The organism is Hydrogenophaga sp., from assembly GCF_011772445.1.
Taxonomy (GTDB): domain Bacteria; phylum Pseudomonadota; class Gammaproteobacteria; order Burkholderiales; family Burkholderiaceae_C; genus Hydrogenophaga.
This window is the reverse complement of record NZ_WVZN01000008.1, coordinates 26270-47562: the sequence shown is the minus strand read 5'-3', so window position 1 is coordinate 47562 and position 21293 is coordinate 26270. Positions and strand designations below refer to the sequence as shown.

The following is a 21293-nucleotide window of genomic DNA, read 5'->3' as shown; positions in this document are numbered from 1 at the left end:
GAGCCATTGCCGAGGAGTCCGTCATGAGCATGCATGTCACGCTGCGCCAGCTGAACGCCTTCCTCGCGGTGGTGGACGCGGGCAGTTTTTCCGAGGCGGCCCGGGCGATGAACCTCTCGCAGGCCGCGCTCAGTGGACTGATCCGTGAGCTGGAGGACCGGGTGGGCGTGCGCCTGCTCGACCGCAACACGCGCAGCGTCTCGCTGTCCAGCGTGGGGCAGTCGTTCGAGCCGATGTCGCGGCGCGTGCTGGCCACCTTGGACGAAGCCCTCGACAGCCTGTCTGACCTCAAGGAGCTGCGCCGGGGTGTCGTGCGCGTGGCGGCGCCGGAGCCCTTGTCGTGCACGCTCATGCCCGAGCTCATCGCGCGCTACCAGGCGGCACAGCCCGGCATCGAGGTCTGCTTCGAAGACGTGCCCATCGAGCAGGTGCTGGCTGGCTTGCAGCAGGGCAGTGCCGATGTCGGGTTCGGGCCGGCTGGCGTCATGGGAGACGACCGGGTGCGGGAGCATCCCCTGTGGCCCGACCCGATGTGCGTGGCCCTGAACCCCGACGATCCCTTGAGCCGGCTGGAAGCGGTGAGCTGGAAGGCCCTGCGCGACGCGCCGCTGATCAACTACATGCCCAACTTCGCCACGCACGTGCTGAGCCACGTGCCGCCACGCCACCACCCGCGCCGCATCCAGCCCGTTCACCGGGTCAACACCGCGCTCTCCATGCTGCGGGTGGGCGCCGGCGCGGTGGTGAGCCCCGCCTTGACCGAACGCCTCGTGCAGGGCTTCGGCCTGGTGTTCCGGCCCTTGAAGCAACCGCAGGTGAACTGGCGGGCCGCGATGTTCGTGCGCGAGCGCCCGTCGGTGTCCCCGGCCGTGGAGAGCTTTGTGCGCTTCGCGCTTGGACACGCCAGGGCGTGGGCGGCGGCAGCGAACCGGAGAAATGCTCCATAATGAGAATAAATCTCATTTGCGACGAGGCCATCTCGCCCGCATCCTGTGGCCACCCACTACTACGCCGAACTGCTGAACTACTTCTCGCGCGCCTTGCAGAGTCGGGACGCCGCGGCCGACGTGGTGCAGGAGAGTTATGCCCGCGTGCTGGGCATGCAGACGCACGCGTTGGTGCAGGACATGCGCGCGCTGCTGTACCGCACGGGCAAGAACATCGTCATCGATGAGGCGCGCCGCCGCCGGGTGGAGGCCGGGATGCTGGACACGCTGGGTCTGTTGCTCCGCGACGAGGCGCCGGCGGCCGACCGCGTGGCCAGCGCGCGGCAGCAGCTTTCCCGATTGGCGTTGCGCCTGGCCCGGCTGCCCAGCCGCCGCCGCGAGGCCTTCATCCTCGTGCGCGTTTACGGCTACTCGCACGCCCAGGCGGCCGAGCACCAGGGCGTGAGCGTCGACGCGATCGAAAAGCACGTGGTGCGCGCGGTGTGCGACCTGATGGACCTGGCCAGCACCTACGCCGCCTGAACACGAGCCGACCATGCCGAACGCCCGCGCGCCCTCCACCGGCCCGATGCCAGCCTCGCCGCGCGCTCAGCTGGAACACGCGCTGCTGCTGATCGCGCGCATGAACGGCGGCGACGCCCACACCGCCGACACCGCCCGCGAGACCCTGGCCCGATGGCGCGCCGCCCACCCGGATCACGAGATCGCCTACGGCGCCGCGCGCGCCGGCTGGGACGCGACCTGCGCCGACGCCCTGCGCGGTGACGTGCCCGTGCCACCCCCGCAGCAGGAGCGCCTGCGCAATGGCCGGCGCAAGGCCTTGTCGGTGCTGGGCCTGGGCGCGCTGCTGGCGGGCACCGGCGTCCTGGCGCGCTGGCACTGGCGCCAGCCGCTGCACGAACTCGCGCTCGGCACCGAACGCGGGCAGATCCGCACCACCACGCTGCCCGACGGCAGTGGCCTGGCCGTGGACGCGCGCACGCGCCTGAGCATCGCCCTGTACCGCGACCGCCGCGAGGCCTGGCTGGACGAGGGCGAGGCGCGCTTCAGCGTGGCCAGCGACGCCAGCCGCCCCTTCGTGGTGGTGACGCCCTTCGGCCGCGTGCGCGTGCTGGGCACCGTGTTCACGGTGGAGGCGCGCCACGACCGCATGCGTGTGGCCGTCGCGGAGGGCCGGGTGGCGGTGTGGGCCGGTGCCCTGCCGGCGGGCGGCGTGCCCGCGACGCTGGGCGATCCGGCGCAGACCGTGCTGGAGGCTGGCCAGGCCGTACTCACGCAAGACGGCGCCCTGGCGCCCGTGCACGGCGTGCAGGCCGCCCAGGTGGGCGCCTGGCGCCAAGGCTGGCTGGTGTTCGACAACACCCCGCTGCCCGAGGCCGTGGCCCGCTGGAACGACTACCTGAACGCGCCGTTGCACCTGGCCGACGAGCCCGCGCTGCAGCGCCTGCGCCTCACGGGCAGCTTTCCGGTGCGCTCGCCCAAGGCTTTCGTCGAGGCCCTGCCGGGCATCCTGCCGGTGCGCACCGAGCGCGTGGCAGATGGCAGCGTGCGCATCCTCGCGCGCCGCTGAAAAATTTTTGTCCGGTGTTCGGGGCAGGCCGCGTCTTCACGGCAACCAAGCCGCTGAAAGGACGTTTCCCATGCCCCGTTCCCCCTCTGCTTCGCCCCGCCGCTGGCCCGCCACCGTGCTGGCCTGCGCCGCAGCGCTTGCCGCGCTGCAGGCTTCGCAGGCCTTCGCCCAGAGCGCCGCGCCCGACGCGGCCTTGTCCCGGCCTCAGGCCTTCTCGTTGAGCGCGCAGCCCCTGGGCCAGGCGCTCAACGCGCTGGCGCGTCAGGCCGGCGTGGCCATCTCGGTGAACGCCGACCTGGTGGCCGGCAAGACGGCGCCCGCGCTCAGCGGCACCATGAGCCTGCGCGAGGCCCTGCAGCGCCTGCTGGCCGGCAGCGGCCTCGCGGCCAGCGAGGAGGGCGGCGGCGTGGTCCTGCGCGCCGCGCCGCCCGCCTCCGCCGCACCGGCGTCCGATCGCACCCTGCGCGAGGTGAACGTGGTGGCCGAACACGACGCCCCCGGCACCTTCCGCCTCCGCGGTGAACCCGGGCCGGTGGAGCCCGGCATCGTCACCGCGCGCACCCTGGAGCGCACCGCCGCCAACGACCTGGAGGACATGTTCGCCGGCCAGGCCGAAATGGCCGTGGGCGGTGGCCATTCGGTGGCGCAGAAGATCTACCTGCGCGGCATCGAGGACACGCTGCTCAATGTCACCATCGACGGCGCCGGGCAGGCCGCGCAGGCCTTCCACCACACCGGTCGCGTGCAGCTCGAGCCCGAGCTCATCAAGCGAGTGGAGGTGCGCCCCGGCACGGGAGACGCCACCGCCGGCCCGGGTGCATTGGGCGGCGCGGTGCGCTTCGTCACCAAGGACCCGGAAGACCTGCTGCGCGATGGCCAGCGCGTGGGCGCCATGCTCAAGGGCAGCTATTTCAGCAACTCGGACGGCTTCAAGCTGCACAGCAGCGTCTACGGTCGTCTGACGGACGACTGGTCCGCCCTGGCCGCGCTCACCGACCAGGACTTCAAGGACTACGAAGACGGCGCCGGCCGCCGCGTGGCCACCACGGGCTCGGAACAGCAATTGGGCTTCTTCAAGCTCGTGGGCAGGCTCACCCCCGATCACACCGTGCGCCTGAGCTACGACCGCCACGAGGACGAAGGCGAGCGTTCGCAGCGCCCGCAGTGGGTGCCCAGCAGCTTCAACCGCGCCTACCCGCTGCAGAGCGAGCGCACCACCTGGAACCTGGGCTATGCCTGGCGCCCCGCCAACCCGCTGATCGACCTGACCTTCAACCTCTACCAGACCGACACCGATCTGGAGCAGAACGTCATCGGCCGCTGGGGCCGCTACCAGGGCAGCATCGCGTCCACCGGTGTCGACCTGCGCAACACCTTTCACACTGAGCGCCATCAGATCACCGTGGGTCTGGACCACCGCAAGGACCGCAGCACGGCCGGGCCCGCCACCGACCCGCGCTCGGAAGAGGAAAACGGCAAGGTCAGCGGCCTGTACGTGCAGGATCGCATCACGCTCACCCAGGCCCTCACCCTGGACGTGGGCGCGCGCCACGACCGCTACACGCTCAGGGACGCCAACGGCCTGTCGCTGGAGCACAGCGGCACCAGCCCCAACGCCAGCCTGCGCTACGCCGTGACGCCGCAATTCGCCCTGCTGGCCGGCCATTCCCGCGCCTTGCGCGGGCCCAAGATTCGCGACGCCTTCAAGCTCGATTCGATCACCAACGACCCCAATCTGCGCCCCGAGCGCGCGCGCACGTCCGAGATCGGCTTCGAGGCCGGGCAGGGCGCCTGGCGCCTGAACGGCAAGGTCTACGACACCACCATCCGCGACGCCATCGCCGACCCCATCGGCAACCCGGCCCGCTACCTCAACGTGGGCGAGTTGCGTTCGCGCGGCGCGCTGCTGCAGACCACCTACGACTGGAGGGCCGTGCAACTGGGCGCCAGCCTGCACCACAACCGCGCCATGCTCAACGGCGAGCGGCTCAACGTCTACGACCACAACGGCCTGGGCGCCAGCATCGGCAACACGCTCACCACCAGCGTGGACTGGCGGATCAACCCGCGCCTCGATGTCGGCTGGGCCGGCCGCTTCGTGCAGGGCATCGACTCGCTGGACACGCCCGTGGGCCGCGTGCGCAAGCCCGGCTACGCGGTGCACGACATCTACGCCACCTGGCGCCCCACGGGCAGCGAACGCTTCACGCTCAACTTCGTCATCGCCAACCTGTTCGACAAGGACTACCTGGACCACGCCAGCAACGAGGACTTTCAGCACATTCCCGGCTACGAAGGCATCGTCGGCTCGCGCGAGCCGGGGCGTGAGTTCCGCCTGACCGCCACGCTGCGCTTCTGATGCCCCCGCGCCTGCGCGCAGGCCTGGTGTGGCTGCACCGGTACGTGGGGCTGGTGATGGCGGCCTTCATCGTGCTGGCCGGCCTCACCGGCGCGGTGCTCGCCTGGTACCACGCCTTCGACGCCGCCATCAACCCGCAGTGGCTGCGCGTTCAGCCGCCGTCCGCCGACGCAAAGCCCTTGCCGGCGCTGACGCTGCGCGAACGCGTGCGCCAGCGGCACCCCGAGGCCGAGGTCAACTACGTGCCGCTCACGCACACGCCCGGCGCGCCGGCCGTGTTCTTCATCCTCGGCCCGGAAGACCCGGCCACCGGCGAGCACCTGCCCATCGAAGAGGACGAGGTCTTCGTCAACCCCTACACCGGGCAGGTGCTGGGCGGGCGCCGCTGGGGTGACATCACGCAGGGCTGGAGCAACCTCATGCCCTTCATCTACCGGCTGCACTACGAGGTGGCGCTGGGCGCGGTGGGCACCACCGTCTTCGGCGTGGTCGCGCTGCTGTGGACGCTGGACTGCTTCGTGGGTGCGGCGCTCACGTTGCCACGATCGGCAGCGCCCTCGTCGCCGGGCAAGGCCTCGTGGTGGCGCCGCTGGGTGCCGGCCTGGCGCTTGCGCTGGAGCCACGGCCGCTACAAGCGCTGGTTCGACCTGCACCGCGCGGGCGGCCTGTGGCTGTGGGCCTGGATGTTCGTCTTCGCCTGGTCCAGCGTGGCCTTCAACCTGGGCAGCGTTTACTACCCCGCCATGCACGCCATCGCCGGCACGCAGGAGCGCCCCGCCGCACCGGCCGTGAAGCCGGTGCCGCGCGACGAACCCGCCATGGGCTGGCCCGCCGGCCTTGAGCGCGGGCGCGAGCTGATGGCTGGCGTGGCGCGCGACAAGGGCTTCGAGGTGCTCAACGAGGAGCGCCTGTCTTACAGCCCGCACCGCGGCACGTTCCACTACCGCGTGCGCAGCGACCGCGACATCCGCGACCGCCGCGGCATCACCTCGCTGGACTTCGACGCCGCCACCGGCGCGCTGCTCGGCAGCTACGTGCCCACCGGCGAATCGGGCGGCGACACCTTCACCACCTGGCTGCTGGCCCTGCACATGGCCGACGTGTGGGGCCAGCCGTTCAAGGTGCTGGTCTTTCTGCTGGGCCTGGCCAGCGCGGGGCTCAGTGGCACGGGGGTGTACATCTGGTGGAAGAAGCGGGCGGGGCGGCGGGTGGCGGCGGCGCGGGGTCGCCGGGCCTGATGTCAATCTTTGACATTCCTTGATAGACTGCCTTTTCGCAGTAAAGGCGGGTTTGCCATGGGAATGAACGTCAATCTCACCCCTCAACTCGAGGAACTGGTGCGCTCCAAGGTCAGTTCGGGGCTCTACACGTCCGCGAGCGAAGTCGTTCGCGAGGCGCTTCGCCTCATGGAGGAGCATGACCGCCTTCGGCAGGCCAGGCTCGACGAGCTTCGCCGCGAAGTTCGCAAGGGCCTCGACAGTGGGCCCGCGAAAGCCTGGGACGCGAAAGCCGTCAAGAAGTCCGCTCGCGCGCGCCTCTCATCCAAGGCGGCCGGCCAGTAGATGCCGCGGGTCCTGTTGCGGCCACAGGCCGAGCTTGATGTCCAGGACATCTGGATGTTTATCGCCGAAGACAACGTGGTCGCCGCGGATGAATGGGTGGACCGACTCGACGGAAAGATGCGCCTTTGGGCGACGCAGCCCATGATGGGCCGTGCCAGGGACGAATTGGCGCCAGGCATTCGAAGCCTGGCGTTCGGACGGTATGCCGTCTTCTATCTGGCGCTGCCCGATGGCATTGATGTCGTGCGCGTGCTCCACGGTTCGCGCGACATCGACAGCTTGTTCGCGGAGTGAGGGTGGGCCCTGGGTGAGATCGCCCATGCCGCTGGGGTCGTCACGTGTCGTTCCTGGTTCTGTTGGCCTTGAGCACCGACAGCAAGGGAGGGTGGTCGGACGGGAAGGCCGGTCCCTTGTCGTGGTTGGCCAGCACGTACTGCCGCACCTGCTCGTTGTCTTCTTCGGCGCCTTGGGCGCCACTTCGGCGTGCCGCCGGGCGGTGTGCGCCAATTGCCGCCAGACTGGAGCCGGCCGCCAGCGGCGCAGACCCCCATCGAGGAGACCACATGAGCCAGGAAGCGTTTCAGCGTTCCGCCGCACCCGGTGGCGTGCACCACCAACTGGCGGCCATGGCCGGCGAATGGGAGGGCCGGTTTCGTCTGTGGTTCGAGCCCGGGCCACCGGCCGAGGACTCGGTGCAGCGCGGGCGCATCCGCCTGGTGGGCGGTGGCCGCTTCTTGCTGCACGAATACGAAGGCCGCTGCGGCGGCGAGCCCTTCGAAGGCGTCGCACTGTGGGCCTACCACCTCGACAACCAGGCCTTCGAATGCGCCTGGGGCGAAAGCTTCGGCACCGGCACGTCGATCATGTTCAGCACGGGCCCGGTGACCGATGGCCGATTCGCCGCGCTGGGCAGCTACCGAGACAGCGTCGGCGGCGAACGCTGGGGTTGGCGCACCGAGCTGTCGCAAGCCGACGCACAGCACCTGGACGTCCGCATGTTCAACGTCACGCCGGCCGGGGAAGAGGCGCTGGCCGTAGAGGTGAACTACCGCCGCGTATCCGCGTCGGCAGGGCAGGGCTGAACGGCCTTTACGTCGCCCGCGCGCCCGCCTTGCGGATCTCCCGCGCAAACGCCTGCAGCACCGGCGTTGCCTGGACCGCGCCTCGCCGCGTGAACAGGCCCAGCGGCGGCAACGGGATCTCGGGCAGCACCGACAGGCGCTTGACGCCGCCGCGCGCCACCTCGTCGCGCGCGTGTTCGAAGCGAACCGCGCAGAGCAGGGAAGGGTCCAGCCGCAGCACCGCGCCGATGGTGATGGAGGAGACCGCCTCGATCACGGGCACCGGTGGGTCCTGTCCTTCGTTCAGGAAGGCCGTCATGAAGGCCTGGCGCACCAGGGTCTGGCGCGGCGGCGCCACCCAGGCGGCTTCGCGCAAGGCCGTCCAGCGCAGGTGGCGGCGCCGCACCAGGGGGTTGTTGCTCGCGGCGAGCACGCACAGGCGGTCCTCCAGCAGCGCCTCGGATTGCAGCAGGCTCAGCCGCTCGCTCGTGAGCGTCTCGGTGGTGAGGGCGCCGAACACGCAGTCCAGGTCGCCATCGAGCAGGCGCTGGATCAGCTCGTTCACGCGGCCTTCGTGGAGATGAACCACCGCACCCGGCATTCGCTGGCGCAACTGCACCACCGCGGCGGGCACGGCCGCCGTCACCGAAAAGGCGCCCACGCGCAGCACCGCACTGGCGCCACGGTGGATGGCCTGCACCTCGTCGCGCGCGTGCGCGAGTTCGCCCAGCGCCACGCGCGCCCGGTGCACGGCGGCCGCGCCGGCCGGGGTCGGCAGCACGCCCTGAGGACTGCGTTCGAACAGGCGCGCGCCCAGCGCGTCCTCGGCCTCCGCCAGCATCTTGCTGATGGCGGGCTGGCTCAGGTGCAGGCGGCTGGCGGCGGCGCGCATGGTGCCCGCGTCGGCCAGGGCCAGCAGCAGCTCCAGGTGGCGCAGACGCAGGCGGCGAACGAGGTGGTCGACACCCTGGGTCATGGATCGGATCGCTTCAGAGAGGTGATCACCCGGCGTGATCACGGCATCAGCATTATTCAATTTTCAGGAATGCCGCTCTCACCTATCGTGCGGGCCACACAGGAGACAGGCACGACATGACCCAGACCGGCACATCCGCACCGGCCACCCCGCTTGCCGGCGTGCGCGTGGTGGACCTTGGCCAGTACATCGCCGGCCCCGGCGCCGCCATGGCCCTGGCCGAACTCGGGGCCAGCGTGATCAAGATCGAACCCATCGCCGGCGACCAGGCCCGCCACATCGGGCGCTACGGCGAATCCATGGTGCGGGCCTACAACCGGGGCAAGCGCTCGATCGCGCTCGACCTCAAGCGCGACGCGGGTCGCGAGGCCGCGCTGCGGCTCATCGCCCGCGCCGACGTGGTGATCCAGAACCTGCGCCCCGGCGCCATCGACAAGCTGGGCCTGGGCGCGCGCGAACTGCGCGAACACTTCCCACGCCTCATCTGCCTCGACATCTCGGGCTTCGGCCGGCGCGGCCCCTCCAGCGAACGGCCGGGCTACGACATCGCCGCCCAGGCCGAAAGCGGGCTCATGTCCGTCACCGGCGAGCCCGATCGTGCGCCGCAGAAGGTGGGCGTGCCCATCATCGACGCCGCCGCCGCGCACCTGGGCGCGCAGGCCGTGCTGGCGGCGCTGTATGGCCGCGAGAAAACCGGGCAGGGCGCCAGCATCGACACCTCGCTCTTCGACGTGGCCATGCACCTGCAGGCCGCCACCTGGGCCGACTACCTCGGCGGTGGCCCCGAGCCCACGCGCATCGGCGACGGCCAGCCCCACAACGCGCCCGCCGCCGAGGTGGTGCCCACGCGCGACGGCCACATCGTGCTCTCGGCCTACGCCGAGGAACACTGGCAACGCTTCTGCCGCGTCATCGGGCGGCACGAACTGGCCAGCGATCCGCGCTTCGCCAGCAACGAGCGGCGCGTGGCCCACCGCGCCGAGCTGCGCGCCGTGCTGCGCGAGTGCCTGTCCGAGCGCAGCAGCGAAGAGTGCGTGGCGCTGCTGTCGGGCCAGCAGATCGTGGCCGGCGCCGTGCGTGGCTACGCGCAGGTGCTGCACAGCCCGGACCTGGCGGCCAGCGGCCTCGTCGTGGACGCCGTGGGCGCCGACGGCACGCGCTACCAGGCCCTGGGCCTGCCCTACCGCATCGACGACGCGCCGCGCACGGCGCCTGCGGCCGCGCCCGCCTGCGGCGCCGACACCGACGCGCTGCTGGCCGAGGTGGGCTACAGCGCGCCCGACATTGCCGCGCTGCGCCGCGACGGTGTCATCGCCTGAGGCCCACCCCCATGACTTCAACCATCGACACCCCCGTGCGTCCAGCGCTGACCCGGGCCCTCATCCAGACCCTGCCGCTGTTCGAGATGATGCGCATGCGCGCCGCCACCACCGCGCGCCGCCACGCCACGCTGGGCTTCGCCAGCGAGGACCGCGACTCGGCCATGCGCTGGGTCAACCAGTTCACGCACACGCACCGCAAGCTCGGCCCCGACGACCGCGAGGTGGTGAGCCCCAACAACGACACGGTCTACAGCAACGCCTGGCTCGATCTCTCGCAAGGCCCCGTGCTCATCGACACGCCCGACATGGGTGAGCGCTACTGGACCCTGGGCCTGCTGGACGCCTGGACCAACCCCTTCGCCTACGTGGGCCGCCGCAGCACCGGCAACCGCGCCCAGCGCACGCTGGTGCACGGCCCGCGCTGGCGCGGCCCGGTGCCGGCCGGCGTGTCGCAGGTCATCGCCGCGCCGGGCGATGACGTGTGGCTCATCGGCCGCCTGCTGGTGGACGACACGCCCGGCGACATCGAGGCCGTGCGCGCGCTGCAGGCGCAACTGCGCATGACGCGCCTGGACGGCAGCGACGCCGCGCAGCGCTTCGACACGCGCCTGGACGGCCGGTCCACGGCCACGCCGTCGGCCGCGCTGTACCTGGACACCGTGAGCGCGGCGCTGGAACGCAACCCGCCGCCCGAGGGCGAATCGCTGGACTGGCCGCCGCCCGCCGACGAGGTGGCGAGCGAGTTGCCGCGCGTCTTCGAGATCCTTCGCGAGCGCGACCAGCCGCGCCAACTGGGCGGCGGCTGGTCCCTGCAACTGGAGGTGCGAACGCATTGGGGCGAGGACGTGCTGACCCGCGCGCGCGTGGCGCGCAACTTCATCGGCGCGCTCGGCATCGACGAGGCCATGTACCCCACGGCCGAAGTCGACTCGCAGGGGCGAACGCTCAGCGGCGCGCACGCCTACGAGCTGCGATTCGCGCCCGGCGCCGGGCCGAAGGTGGGTGCCTTCTGGTCGCTGACGATGTACCGCCGCAGCGACTGCCTCTTCGTCGCCAACCCCATCGGCCGCTACTCCATCGGCGACCGCACCCCCGGCCTGCGGCACGACGCCGACGGCAGCCTCGCCATCCGCCTGCAGGCCAGCGACCCCGGTCCCGGCCACAACTGGTTGCCCGCGCCCGAGGGCGAAGCGTTCTACGTGGTGCTGCGGCTCTATCAGCCGCAGGCCGAGCACCTGGAGCACCGCTACGCCTACCCCGCGCTGACGCGGCTCGACTGAAGACCCCGTTCCCTACCCACAACAGGAGACAAGCCATGAGCATCCAACGCCGCCACCTCATCGGTGCCAGCCTCGCTTCGCTGGGCCTCGCGCCCGTGGTGCACGCGCCCGCCTTCGCGCAGGCCTGGCCAGCCAAAGCCGTCCACCTCATCGCGCCCTACGGCGCGGGCGGCTCCAACGACATCTTCAGCCGCCTGCTCGGCGAGGCCCTGGCGCCGCGCCTGGGGCAGGCGCTGGTGATCGAGAACAAGGCGGGGGCGGGCACGCGCATTGCCAACGAGTACGTGGCGCGCGCCGCGCCCGACGGCTACACCGTGCTGCACGCGGCGGCGCCGATCGCCATTGGAGAAGCGCTATACCCCAAGCTGCCCTACGACGTGAAGAAGGACTTCGTGCCCGTGCTCAGCACGGCCATCGCGCCGCTGTTCCTCATCGTCAACGCCAGTGCCCCGTACAAGACGGTGGCCGAGTTCATCGCCTACGGAAAATCCAACCCCAAGGGCCTGACCTTCGGTTCGCCCGGCACGGGCTCCGCACCCCACCTCACGGCCGAACTGTTGATGCGAGCGGCCGGCGCTCAGGGCGTGGTGATCCAGTTCCGGGGCGACGCGCCGGCATACACCGAACTGCTGGGTGGCCGCATCGACGCGACGCTGACCGCCATCTCCACCGCGCTGCCGCACATCCAGAGCGGCAAGCTGCGCGTGCTGGCCGTGGCCAACGAAGAACGCACGCCCTTGTACCCGCAGGCGCCCACCTTCCGCGAATCGGGCCTGCCGACGGTGGTGGGTTACGGCTGGTACGGGCTGATGGTGCCGGCCGGCACGCCCGCGGCCGTGGTGCAGCGCCTCAACGCCGAGACCAACGCGGTGCTGGGCGACGCGGAGGTGCGCAAGAAGGTGGAGGCCGCGGGCCTGCAAGTGCGCGGCGGCACCTCGGCCGAGTTCGCGGCCTTCATCGCCAACGAGACGAAGAAGTGGTCGCAGGTGATCAAGGCGGCCAACATCACGCCGGAATAGCGCAAACACCCGACACAGACCGACACATCCGAGCCGGAACCCCGGGTTGGCCGGGGCCTCGTATCGGAATGTCGCGTCTGTTTCATCCCTCAGGCACCGGCCGCGCCCCTCGGCCTGTGACGCTCGCATGAACGGGCGGCGGCGTGGCCTTGTGTGGGCGGGCGCCGCGGTGGTGGCCTTGCTGGTGGGGCTCATGCTCGCCGAAATGAGTGGCTGGCCCTTCCTGCGCCAGCCCATCGAGAACGCGGCCTCGCGCAGCGCCGCGGTGCCCGTGCAACTGCAGGGCAGGTTTCGCGCTTACCTGCTGTGGCGCCCGCGCGTCGAAGTCGAGCGCCTCAACATCGCTTCCGCCGAACGCTTCGGCGCGCCCCACCTGCTGGACGCGCGCGGCGTGTCGCTGGCCTGGCGCTGGAGCGACGTGTGGCGCTGGCGCCGTGGCGAGCGCCTGCGCCTGCAGGCCTTGCGGGCCGACACCCTGGACGCGCGCCTGGTGCGCGTCGACGACGGCAGCGCCAACTGGCAACTGGGCGCGCGCGAACCCAAACCCGAAGAGGCCGAGGCCGAGCCGCTGGGTGGACTGCCGCGATTCGGTTCGCTGGTCATCGGCCAGGGGCGGATCGACTGGAAGGACCCCGTGGCCGACGTGGACCTGGACATCCGCCTGCGGGGCCGCGAAGGCGAGGCCGAGGTGGCCGCGAGCGCCGGCTACCAGGCCAGCGCCAACGGCCGCTACCGCGCCATGCCCTTGAAGCTGCAGGTGAATGCGGGCAGCACCTTGCCCTTGTTGCACGACCCGGACACCGCCACCGACGCGCCCTGGGTGCCGGTGCGCGTGGAAGGCACCGTGGCCTCGTCGCGCCTGCTGTTCGACGGCCAGGCGGCGGCCTTGCTCGGCACGCCCAGGCTGCAGGGCGGCCTGGAGTTGCAGGGCCGCTCGCTCGCCGCGGTGGGCGAGCCCCTGGGCATCACGCTGCCGCAGACACCGCCCTTCGATCTGCGTGGCACGCTGTCGCAAGACGGCGGGGTGTGGCGCCTGCAGGCCACGCGCGCCAACATCGGCACCAGCCATCTGGCCGGTGACCTGCGCTTCCACCAGCGCGAGCGACCGCGCCGCCTGACCGGCGAACTGACGGGAAAGAAGCTCGCCCTTGCCGACCTGGGCCCCGCCATCGGCGCGCGTGCCGGCGCGGGTGGCCAGGCGACTGGCGACGCGAAAGCCGAAGCGAAGCAAGCAGCGAAAGCCGCGGGCGCCGAACCCGCCGCCTCGCCGCGCCGCGTGCTGCCCCAGCGCCGCTTCGACCTGCCATCGCTCACCGTGATGGACGCCGACGTGCGCGTCGCCATCGAAACGCTCGACTTCGGCACGCCCGCGATGGCGCCTCTGCGCGACCTGTTGACCCGCGTGCGCCTGAACGCGGGCGTGCTGCGCCTGGACGAGCTGGAGGCCAAGGTGGCCGGTGGCCGCATCCGCGGCATGACCCGCCTCGACGCCAATGAGCGGCCCGCCCAATGGCAAGCCAGGCTCGACATCGCCGGCGTGGACGTGGCGAACTGGGTGCGCGGCCTGCGGCGCGAGCAGGCCTCGCCCTATCTCACCGGGGTGCTGCAGGCCAGGCTGGATGTGCGCGGCGCGGGCCAGTCGACGGCGGACATCCTCGCCTCGCTCGACGGCCCCATCGATGTCCGGCTGAGGGATGGCACCTTGTCGTACCTCGTCACCGAGGCCATGGGCCTGGACCTGGCGCAGGCACTGGGCGTGGTGATCGCCGGCGACAAGCCGCTGCCGCTGCGCTGCGCGCGTTTCGACCTGCTCGCCCGCAACGGCGTGGTCGAGCCCCGGCTGGCGGTGCTCGACAACCGCGACAGCACCGTGCGCATCAGCGGCCAGGTCGACCTCAAGGACGAGTCCCTGGCCTTGCGCGTGGTCACGCAGCCCAAGGACTGGTCGCCCCTGTCGCTGCGCACGCCTGTCACGGTCGCCGGCACGCTGGGCGATCCGGACATCGGCATCGAAGGCCGCAAGCTCGCCGGGCGCGTCATTGGCGCCATTGCCCTGGGCGCAGCGGCGGGGCCGGCGGCGGCGGTGATTCCCCTGGTGGAGCGGGGGCAGAAGGAAGAGGGGGATCCGTGCGATCCGAAGGTGGCGGCGCCGCTTGAGAAAAAACGCTGATCTGCGAGCATGGTGGTTTCGCGAACCGCAAGCCCTCCACCCGCCCCATGTCCGCGCTCACCCTTCACTACCACCCGCTGTCCTCGTACTGCCACAAGCTGCTCATCGCAATGGACCACCTCGCCATCGACGTGGACAAGCGTGTGCTGAACCTGGGCGACCCCGAAGAGCGCGCGGCTTTCCTCAAGCTGTGGCCCACCGGCAGGATGCCCTTGCTGATCGACCAGGGCCGGCCCATACCCGAGACCAGCATCATCATCGAGCACCTGCAGCGCCACCACGCCCGGCCGGGCCGCACGCTCATCCCGCACGACCCCGACCAGGCGCTGCAGGTGCGCCTGTGGGACCGTCTGTTCGACCTCTACGTGATGACGCCGATGCAGGCCTTCACGGCCAACCTGTTGCGTCCGCAGGCGCAGCGCGACCCGTCCGGCGTGGCCCGGGCCGGTGAGGCATTGAAGACGGCCTACGCCATGATCGACCAACACCTGGAAGGGCGCACCTGGGTGGCCGCCAACACGTTCAGCATGGCCGACTGCGCCGCCGCGCCAGCGCTGTTCTACGCCGTCACCTACGTGCCCCTGGCGCCCGAACACACCCGACTGGCCGCGTACTTCGAGCGGCTGATGGAGCACTCGTCCGTGGCGCGCACCATCGACGACGCGCGGCCGTACTTCCGCTTCTATCCCGGGCGCGCGGGCCTGTCGAAACGCTTCTACGACCCCGAGGTCGACTGAGGCGCGGGCGGGTCAGGGTGAATGGGTACCGCTGGCCGCGCCCGCTACCTTGGTGCCGGCGCGCACGCCGACGATCGTTGCGCCCTCTGTCACAAACCGATGGGCCGGGCCGTCTAAGGGGTGTTCCCATCCCTTTCACACCACAGGAGCCCCCCATGTCCGCACCGCGACTCGATTACCACGCACTCGCCCCCCACGCCGCCCGCGCCGGCGCCCAGTTCTCCCACGCCGCTGGCCGCACCCTGGACATGCGGCTGCGCGAAATCGTCAACCTGCGCATCAGCCAGATCAACGGCTGCGCGTTCTGCATCGATATGCACTGGGCCCAACTGCTCAAGGAAGGCATGGAGCCGCGCCACGTCAACGCCGTGGCTGGCTGGCGCGAGGCCACCCGCTTCTTCAGCGACGCCGAGCGCGCCGCCCTGAACTGGGCCGAGGCCGTGAATGCCGTGCCGCACCGAACGCCCAGCGACGAAGACTTCCGCGCCATCCGACAGCACCTGAGCGATGCTCAGATCGCGGACCTCACGTTCCAGGTCGGCGCGATCCGCTCGTGGAACATGCTCAATGCGAGCTTTCACATGCCCGTGCCCGAGACGCCCTACGCGGTGGAGTGAGCCGCACTACCAGCGCCGCACGGCGTCCACCAGGTAGTCCATCACGGCCTGCACGCGGGCCGGCAGCCGGCGGCGCGGCGCATGCACGACATGCGCCGTTTGCGCCGGCCCCGTCCACCGGGGCAGCAGGCGCACCAGCGTCCCCCGGCGCAAGGCCTCGTCCACCATCCAGCAGGGCTGCAGCGAAATGCCCGCGCCCGACTGCACGGCGTCCAGCAGCGCGATCGCGCTGTTGACGCGGTAGCGCGAAGCGAGTTCCAGCGCGGCGCTCTCGCTGCCGCTGCGCAAGTGAAGCACCTCGTCGCTCGCGGCGTAGCGCAGGTACTCGTGCGCGCTCAGATCGCCCGGCCGCCGTGGCCGCCCCTTGCGACGCACGTAGTCGGGCGAGGCCACCAGGTAGCGTGGCCAGACCGCCAGAGGCCGCGCGACCAGATCGGCGGGCAGCACGCCGCCGATGCGGACGGTGAGGTCGATGCGCTCCTCGACCGGATCGACGAAGCGGTCCTCCAGCAAGAGCTCCACCTCCAGCTGCGGCAGCGTCGACAACATCTCCAGCACCAAGGCGCTGAGACGCAATTCGCCCAACGCCACCGGCGCCGACAGGCGCACCAGCCCGCGGGGCTCGCGCACGCCACTCGCCATGTCGGCCAGCGCCTCTTCGTAGTCCTCCAGCAGTTGCTTCGCGTGCACGAGCAGGCGCGAGCCTTCCTCCGTGGGCAGAACGCGCTGGCTGCTGCGCTCCAGCAGCCTGGCGCCCACTTCCCGCTCCAGCCAGGCGACCAGCTTGCTGACGGTCGGTTGCGTGGTCGCCATCTCGCGCGCGGCGGCCGAGAGGCTGCCGAGTTCGACGGCGCGCACGAAGGCGCCCATGGCTTTGAGCCTGTCCATAGAGTCATTCCAATTCAGAAGAGGGCTTCTTCCATTTTCTCCACTTCGCATCTCATAGGGAATACCGGAAAGTCACTGCACTTCCATCCATCCACACGGAATTTCCATGAGACGTTTCGTCACACGCATCGGTCTCGCACTGCTTCTCGCAGGCGCTGCCGCCCTGTCGTTCGCCCGCCCGCCATTCACCGCTTCCACTGAGCCCGCGCAGTGGGCCACGAGCTGGATCGCACCCGCCCAGCCCCTGTGGGACAGCGGGTTCGCGCTGCCCCTGGGCATGCCCCGGCAATTGCAGGACGTCACCCTGCGGCAGCACCTGCGCATCAGCGTCGGCGGCGAACGCCTTCGCCTCGTGGTCAGCAATGAATACGGGCGCTCGCCCTTGAAGGTGGCGAGCGCGCATGTCGGGCTCGGTGCATCAGGCGCAGGGGCATACGCCCGCTTCCAGGGATCGAAGGAGATCTCCGTCGCGGCGCGCGCGAAGGCGGTCAGTGACCCGATCGCCGTGGCCGTGCCGTCGGGCGCGCGCCTGCAGGTGGACCTCTACCTGCCCGATCGCACGCCGCTCGCGGGCTTCCATTGGGACGCGCGCGATCAGACGCTGCTGTTGCCGGGCAACGTCGCCGGGCGTGCAGCCGCTGAAAGCGGCGAGCGTGGCGAGACGCTGGCAACGCGCGCCTTCCTCTCCGCCGTCATGGTCGAAGCCGCGCGCGCGCCGGTGGCAGTGGTCGCGCTGGGCGATTCGATCACCGACGGCAACGGGTCCACGCCCGGTGCGGATCGGCGCTGGCCCGACTTTCTGGCGCGCCGCCTCGCCCCGCAGGGCGTGGCCGTGTTGAACGCCGGCATTTCGGGGAACCGCCTGTTGCGCCCGGGCATGGGGGAGAGCGCGCTGGCCCGGCTGGAGCGCGACGCGCTGCAACACCCGGGCGTGCGCTCGGTCATCGTGCTGCTCGGCACCAACGACATCGGCTGGCCCGGCGGTGCCTTTGCACCCGACGAGGCGCTCCCGACCCTGGCGAGCCTCACCCAGGGTCTGCGCCAACTGGTGGAGCGGGCGCACCTGCGGGGCGTTCGGGTCATTGGCGCCACCCTCATGCCGTTCGAGGACGCCCTCAAGGGCACGCCGCTGGAAGGCCACTTCAGCCCCGAGAAAGACGCGCTGCGCCAACAGCTCAACGAGTGGATCCGGCACGCCGGCGCATTCGATGCCGTGGTCGATTTCGATCGGCTGGCGCGCGATCCGTCCCGCCCGACCCGCCTGCGCGCGGCCTTCGATTCAGGTGATCACCTGCATCCCGGTGACGACGGCTACCGCGCCATGGCCGACAGCATCGACCTGCGTGCGTTGCTCGGGCCTGCTCATGAGTGAACCCCTGATCCAAGGCATTTCCACCACCCCATCCAGAGAGTCCCCATGAACGTACTTGTCATCAACGCCAGCCCCCGCCGCGAGCGGTCCCTGTCACGGCAACTGGCCCATGCATTCGTCGCCCGCTGGCAGGCCCTGCGGCCGCGTGACGCGATCGTCGAACGCGACGTCGGCATCGAGCACCCGCCCTTGCTGACCGAAGCCTGGATCGCGGCGTGTTTCACCGCCGAAGGCCAGCGCACGCCCGACCAGCGCGCCGTGCTGACCTACTCGGACGCCGCCATCGACGAACTCGCGCAGGCGGACATCGTGGTCATCGCCACGCCCCGCTACAACTACGGCATGCCCGCCGCGCTGAAGGCCTGGTTCGACCAGGTGATTCGCATCAACCGCACGTTCCACTTCGACCGCAGCGAAAAGACCTGGCCACTGTCGCCGCTGTTGTCTGGCAAGAAGCTGGTGCTGCTGTCCGCCTCAGGCGAGTTCGCGTTCCAGGCCGGCGGCCTGCGCGAAGCGTGGGAGCATCTTGAGCCGCACGTGCGAACTTGCGCGCATTACCTCGGCGTCGCGGCGCACGACATGCACCACGTGGCCATTGAATACCAGGAGTTCGGCGATCAGCGACACCGCGATTCGCTGCAGGCCGCCACGGACGCCGCGAAGGCCTTGGCCAGCGAACTGGCCGTGGACGTGGCTCACGCGCACGCCTGAACCTTGGCCGTCTGCGGCGCCACTGGGCCGCTGCCTGAAAACACGGCGGCACCCAGGGTCTGCGCGGCCTGCAGTTGCGCCTGTTCCTGCACGTCCTCGCCAGCCAGCAGAAACGTGGACGCGGCGACGCGTGCGCCGCAGTAGTCAAAGATCCCGAGATCGATCTGCGTCTTCATGGCCTGGAAGTAGCCACGGCGCGTGTAGGTTCGCTCCGAGGCACCGCCGATGGCCACCAGGTGCACCGGCAGATGGCCCAATCGCTTCACGAGCCCGGTGTCTGCGCGCTCCTCATAAGCCCATCCGTTGGAGAAGACCCGGTCGATCCAGCCCTTCAGCAGCGCCGGGAAGGACCACCAGTACACCGGATACACCAGCACCAACGCGTCGGCTCCGTCGATGCGCTGCTGTTCGCGCAGAACATCAGAGGAGGGCGAGAGAAGGTCCTTGTGAACGGCGTGGTCGTGTGCGGTGAAGCGGGGGTCGAAGCCTTCCGCGGCCAGGTCGGCGATCTCGGACGTGTGGCCGGTCTGGGCGATGCCGTCGGCCACGCGGCGCGCGACGCGGTGGCTGAACGATCCGGGCTGCGGGTGTGCGACGACGACGAGGGCATGCATGTCTGGGCTCCTGCTGGTAAAGTTGCTTGCTACCTTTAGTATATTCATTAACCTACGTTTGGTATATAACCATGCAGAAACGCGGGATTCCTCGCGCCGACGGCCCTCGGCAGCGTCTGCCGCGGCAGGAGCGTTACCGCCAACTCATCGAGACCGCGTGGCGCATCGTGCGCGAGGCGGGCAGCGACGCACTGACCCTGGGCTCGCTGGCCGAGCAGGCGGGCGTGGCCAAACCCGTCGTGTACGACCACTTCGCCACGCGCAACGGTTTGCTGGCGGCGCTGTACGAAGAGTTCGACACGCAGCAACACGCACTCATCGACGCGGCGCTGCAGGCCAGCGAACCGAACCTGGACAGCCGCGCGTCCGTGATCGCCGGTTCTTACGTGGACTGCGTGCTGGCCCAGGGGCGCGAACTCCCGGGCGTGCGTGCCGCGCTGGCGGGCGCCCCCGAGCTGGAGGTGCTGAAGCGGGAGAGCGAGACCGTGTTCCTCGACAAATGCCGCGAGCTGCTGGCACCCTTCGCGCCTGGCAAGGACATCACCCCCGCAGGCCTGCGCGCCATGCAAGGCGCCGCCGACGCCTTGTCCTATGCCGCCGCCGTGGGAGACATCTCGCCGGCGCAGGCGAAGCAGGAGCTGCGCGACACCATCGAGGCGATGGTGATGCGGCAGCGGACAGGCACTCCCTCGTGAGGCGCTCCCCATTCGAGAGCATGCGCCCGGTTGACAAGAATTCGAACTTTACTTAGCCTACGGGCTAATTAGCCATTTGGAAAACTAAAAACACCATGCTCGATGACCCGCTGAGCCTGACTTTTGCCGCGCTTGCGGACCCTACCCGAAGGGCACTGCTGGCGCTGCTGTCGCAGGGGGAGGCCACGGTGAACGAACTGGCGGCGCCTTTCGACATGCGCCTGCCGTCGATCTCCAAGCATCTGAAGGTCCTGGAGCGGGCGGGGCTGGTCGAGCAGAGCCGTCATTCGCAGTGGCGGCCGCGCCGGCTGCAGGCCGCGCCGTTGGCGCAGGCCGCGGGATGGCTGGAGCACTACCGCCCATTCTGGGAAGACAGCTTCGACCGGATGGCCAACTACCTCGACGAATTGAACGTGACTGAAAAGGAGAAGTCTCATGGGCGCAAAGCCTGATCTGCAGTCCAGTGGGCAGTCCGTGGTGATCGAGCGCGTGGTGAAGGCGCCGCGTGCGCTCGCCTTCGAGGTCTGGACCTCGCCTCGGCATCTCGCACGATGGTGGGGCCCGCGCGACGAGCAGGGTCGCGACTTCAGCATGGCCTCGTGCGAGATGGATTTCCGACCGGGCGGCAGTTGGCGCATCTGCATCCGTTCGCCGGGCGCAGAGGACTATTGGCAGGGCGGACAGTACCGCGAGATCACGCCACCCGATCGCCTGGTGTTCACCTTCGCCTGGGAAAGGACCGGGGAAGCTTTCCCACTGACACTGGTGGAAGTTGACTTCCTGCAGGAAGGTCCCGACGCCACGCGCATCCGCTTCCGCCAGACAGGACTGCCGCCATCGGAACGTGATGGCCACGCGAGCGGCTGGGCCGAATGCCTGGATCGACTGGTGGAGTTTCTGGTGGCAGTTCAGGCGCGGGAGGCGCGGCCATGAGGCGGACCTACCACGGCAGCTGCCACTGCGGCGCGGTGCGCTTGCGTTGTGAGGTCGACCTGGACATCGGCACCAGCCGCTGCAATTGTTCGATGTGCTGGAAGGGACGTTTCTGGAAGGCGATCGTGCCTGCCACGGACTTCCAGCTGCTGGCCGGCGATACCTCGCTTGTCGAGTATCGGTTCGGCTCGGGCTCGATCCGGCATCGCTTCTGCGCGCACTGTGGCATCAAGCCGTTCGGGGAGGGGGAGCTCGCGGAGTTGGGTGGCCGCTTCTACGCGGTCAACGTGGCGTGCCTCGAGGACGTTCTGCTGGACGATCTGTTGGCTGCGCCGATGGTGCATGAGAACGGGCGACAGGATCGGTGGGACCAGGTGCCCGCGGAGGCGGCGCTGCTGTAAGCGCCGACGCATCTCCGCCGTTCGGCAGAAGAAAGCCAGGCCATCCCGGCGGCCCGCGC

At 70.2% G+C, this 21293-nt stretch carries 23 protein-coding genes; 20 read left to right on the top strand and 3 right to left on the bottom strand.

Annotated elements, in window-relative coordinates; genetic code table 11:
• Positions 1 to 23: 23 nt before the first annotated feature.
• The 8 genes from GTO19_RS03320 (at position 24) to GTO19_RS03285 (ending at position 7520) form a co-directional block, all read left to right on the top strand.
• Positions 24 to 947, top strand: a complete 924-nt coding sequence (locus GTO19_RS03320) for a LysR family transcriptional regulator (protein WP_291018582.1) — start codon at positions 24 to 26, stop codon at positions 945 to 947.
• Positions 948 to 992: 45 nt separating this feature from the next.
• Positions 993 to 1469, top strand: a complete 477-nt coding sequence (locus GTO19_RS03315; protein WP_291018579.1) for a sigma-70 family RNA polymerase sigma factor — start codon at positions 993 to 995, stop codon at positions 1467 to 1469.
• Positions 1470 to 1482: 13 nt separating this feature from the next.
• A complete protein-coding gene (locus GTO19_RS03310; protein ID WP_291018576.1) occupies positions 1483 to 2517 on the top strand; it encodes a FecR family protein in 1035 nt (344 codons plus the stop codon).
• A gap of 70 nt (positions 2518 to 2587) precedes the next feature.
• Positions 2588 to 4876: a TonB-dependent receptor gene (locus GTO19_RS03305; RefSeq protein ID WP_291018573.1), complete on the top strand. Its 2289-nt coding sequence runs from the start codon at positions 2588 to 2590 to the stop codon at positions 4874 to 4876.
• A complete protein-coding gene (locus tag GTO19_RS03300; RefSeq protein ID WP_291018571.1) occupies positions 4876 to 6114 on the top strand; it encodes a PepSY domain-containing protein in 1239 nt (412 codons plus the stop codon). Before GTO19_RS03305 ends, GTO19_RS03300 begins: the two co-directional genes overlap by 1 nt.
• Before the next feature lie 57 nt (positions 6115 to 6171).
• Complete coding sequence (locus tag GTO19_RS03295; RefSeq protein WP_291018568.1) at positions 6172 to 6438, top strand: type II toxin-antitoxin system ParD family antitoxin; 267 nt, start codon at positions 6172 to 6174, stop codon at positions 6436 to 6438.
• Positions 6439 to 6732, top strand: coding sequence for a type II toxin-antitoxin system RelE/ParE family toxin (locus GTO19_RS03290; protein ID WP_291018566.1), 294 nt, complete (start codon positions 6439 to 6441; stop codon positions 6730 to 6732).
• A gap of 269 nt (positions 6733 to 7001) precedes the next feature.
• Positions 7002 to 7520: a DUF1579 domain-containing protein gene (locus tag GTO19_RS03285; protein ID WP_291018564.1), complete on the top strand. Its 519-nt coding sequence runs from the start codon at positions 7002 to 7004 to the stop codon at positions 7518 to 7520.
• 7 nt (positions 7521 to 7527) lie between these two features.
• On the opposite strand, the gene GTO19_RS03280 is transcribed toward GTO19_RS03285, so the two are convergent.
• Positions 7528 to 8475, bottom strand: a complete 948-nt coding sequence (locus GTO19_RS03280) for a LysR substrate-binding domain-containing protein (protein WP_291018562.1) — start codon at positions 8473 to 8475, stop codon at positions 7528 to 7530.
• Between the two features lie 116 nt (positions 8476 to 8591).
• On the opposite strand from GTO19_RS03280, the gene GTO19_RS03275 reads away from it, so the two are divergent.
• The 6 genes from GTO19_RS03275 to GTO19_RS03250 all read left to right on the top strand — a co-directional run bounded on the left by GTO19_RS03275 (position 8592) and on the right by GTO19_RS03250 (position 15620).
• A complete protein-coding gene (locus GTO19_RS03275; RefSeq protein WP_291018560.1) occupies positions 8592 to 9794 on the top strand; it encodes a CaiB/BaiF CoA-transferase family protein in 1203 nt (400 codons plus the stop codon).
• An 11-nt stretch (positions 9795 to 9805) separates the two neighbouring features.
• Positions 9806 to 11077, top strand: coding sequence for a DUF1254 domain-containing protein (locus GTO19_RS03270; RefSeq protein ID WP_291018558.1), 1272 nt, complete (start codon positions 9806 to 9808; stop codon positions 11075 to 11077).
• 35 nt (positions 11078 to 11112) lie between these two features.
• Positions 11113 to 12096 (top strand): tripartite tricarboxylate transporter substrate binding protein, encoded by a 984-nt coding sequence (locus GTO19_RS03265; RefSeq protein WP_291018556.1) that lies wholly within the window; start codon positions 11113 to 11115, stop codon positions 12094 to 12096.
• A gap of 193 nt (positions 12097 to 12289) precedes the next feature.
• Positions 12290 to 14266, top strand: coding sequence for an AsmA family protein (locus tag GTO19_RS03260; protein ID WP_291018554.1), 1977 nt, complete (start codon positions 12290 to 12292; stop codon positions 14264 to 14266).
• A 47-nt stretch (positions 14267 to 14313) separates the two neighbouring features.
• Positions 14314 to 15003, top strand: a complete 690-nt coding sequence (locus GTO19_RS03255; protein ID WP_291018552.1) for a glutathione S-transferase family protein — start codon at positions 14314 to 14316, stop codon at positions 15001 to 15003.
• A gap of 155 nt (positions 15004 to 15158) precedes the next feature.
• Positions 15159 to 15620, top strand: coding sequence for a carboxymuconolactone decarboxylase family protein (locus tag GTO19_RS03250; protein WP_291018551.1), 462 nt, complete (start codon positions 15159 to 15161; stop codon positions 15618 to 15620).
• Between the two features lie 6 nt (positions 15621 to 15626).
• Here GTO19_RS03250 and GTO19_RS03245 read toward each other — a convergent pair whose 3' ends face one another.
• Complete coding sequence (locus GTO19_RS03245) at positions 15627 to 16508, bottom strand: LysR family transcriptional regulator (protein WP_291018549.1); 882 nt, start codon at positions 16506 to 16508, stop codon at positions 15627 to 15629.
• Positions 16509 to 16614: 106 nt separating this feature from the next.
• Here GTO19_RS03245 and GTO19_RS03240 point away from each other — a divergent pair, with 106 nt between their 5' ends.
• Together GTO19_RS03240 and GTO19_RS03235 are read left to right on the top strand one after the other, a co-directional pair.
• Positions 16615 to 17880 (top strand): SGNH/GDSL hydrolase family protein, encoded by a 1266-nt coding sequence (locus GTO19_RS03240; RefSeq protein ID WP_291018547.1) that lies wholly within the window; start codon positions 16615 to 16617, stop codon positions 17878 to 17880.
• A 45-nt stretch (positions 17881 to 17925) separates the two neighbouring features.
• A complete protein-coding gene (locus GTO19_RS03235; RefSeq protein WP_291018545.1) occupies positions 17926 to 18591 on the top strand; it encodes an NAD(P)H-dependent oxidoreductase in 666 nt (221 codons plus the stop codon).
• On the opposite strand, the gene GTO19_RS03230 is transcribed toward GTO19_RS03235, so the two are convergent.
• Positions 18576 to 19205 carry an NAD(P)H-dependent oxidoreductase gene (locus GTO19_RS03230; RefSeq protein WP_291018542.1) on the bottom strand — a complete coding sequence of 210 codons (630 nt, stop codon included), beginning with the start codon at positions 19203 to 19205 and terminating at the stop codon, positions 18576 to 18578. The two genes, GTO19_RS03235 and GTO19_RS03230, sit on opposite strands and share 16 nt — an antisense overlap.
• Positions 19206 to 19276: 71 nt before the next feature.
• Here GTO19_RS03230 and GTO19_RS03225 point away from each other — a divergent pair, with 71 nt between their 5' ends.
• The 4 genes from GTO19_RS03225 to GTO19_RS03210 all read left to right on the top strand — a co-directional run bounded on the left by GTO19_RS03225 (position 19277) and on the right by GTO19_RS03210 (position 21234).
• Positions 19277 to 19900: a TetR/AcrR family transcriptional regulator gene (locus GTO19_RS03225; RefSeq protein ID WP_291018540.1), complete on the top strand. Its 624-nt coding sequence runs from the start codon at positions 19277 to 19279 to the stop codon at positions 19898 to 19900.
• 95 nt (positions 19901 to 19995) lie between these two features.
• Positions 19996 to 20352 carry a helix-turn-helix transcriptional regulator gene (locus tag GTO19_RS03220; RefSeq protein WP_009515320.1) on the top strand — a complete coding sequence of 119 codons (357 nt, stop codon included), beginning with the start codon at positions 19996 to 19998 and terminating at the stop codon, positions 20350 to 20352.
• Positions 20336 to 20833 (top strand): SRPBCC domain-containing protein, encoded by a 498-nt coding sequence (locus GTO19_RS03215; protein WP_291018530.1) that lies wholly within the window; start codon positions 20336 to 20338, stop codon positions 20831 to 20833. The genes GTO19_RS03220 and GTO19_RS03215 overlap by 17 nt, the downstream gene beginning before the upstream one ends.
• A complete protein-coding gene (locus GTO19_RS03210) occupies positions 20830 to 21234 on the top strand; it encodes a GFA family protein (RefSeq protein WP_291018527.1) in 405 nt (134 codons plus the stop codon). Before GTO19_RS03215 ends, GTO19_RS03210 begins: the two co-directional genes overlap by 4 nt.
• The last annotated feature ends 59 nt before the right edge of the window (positions 21235 to 21293 follow it).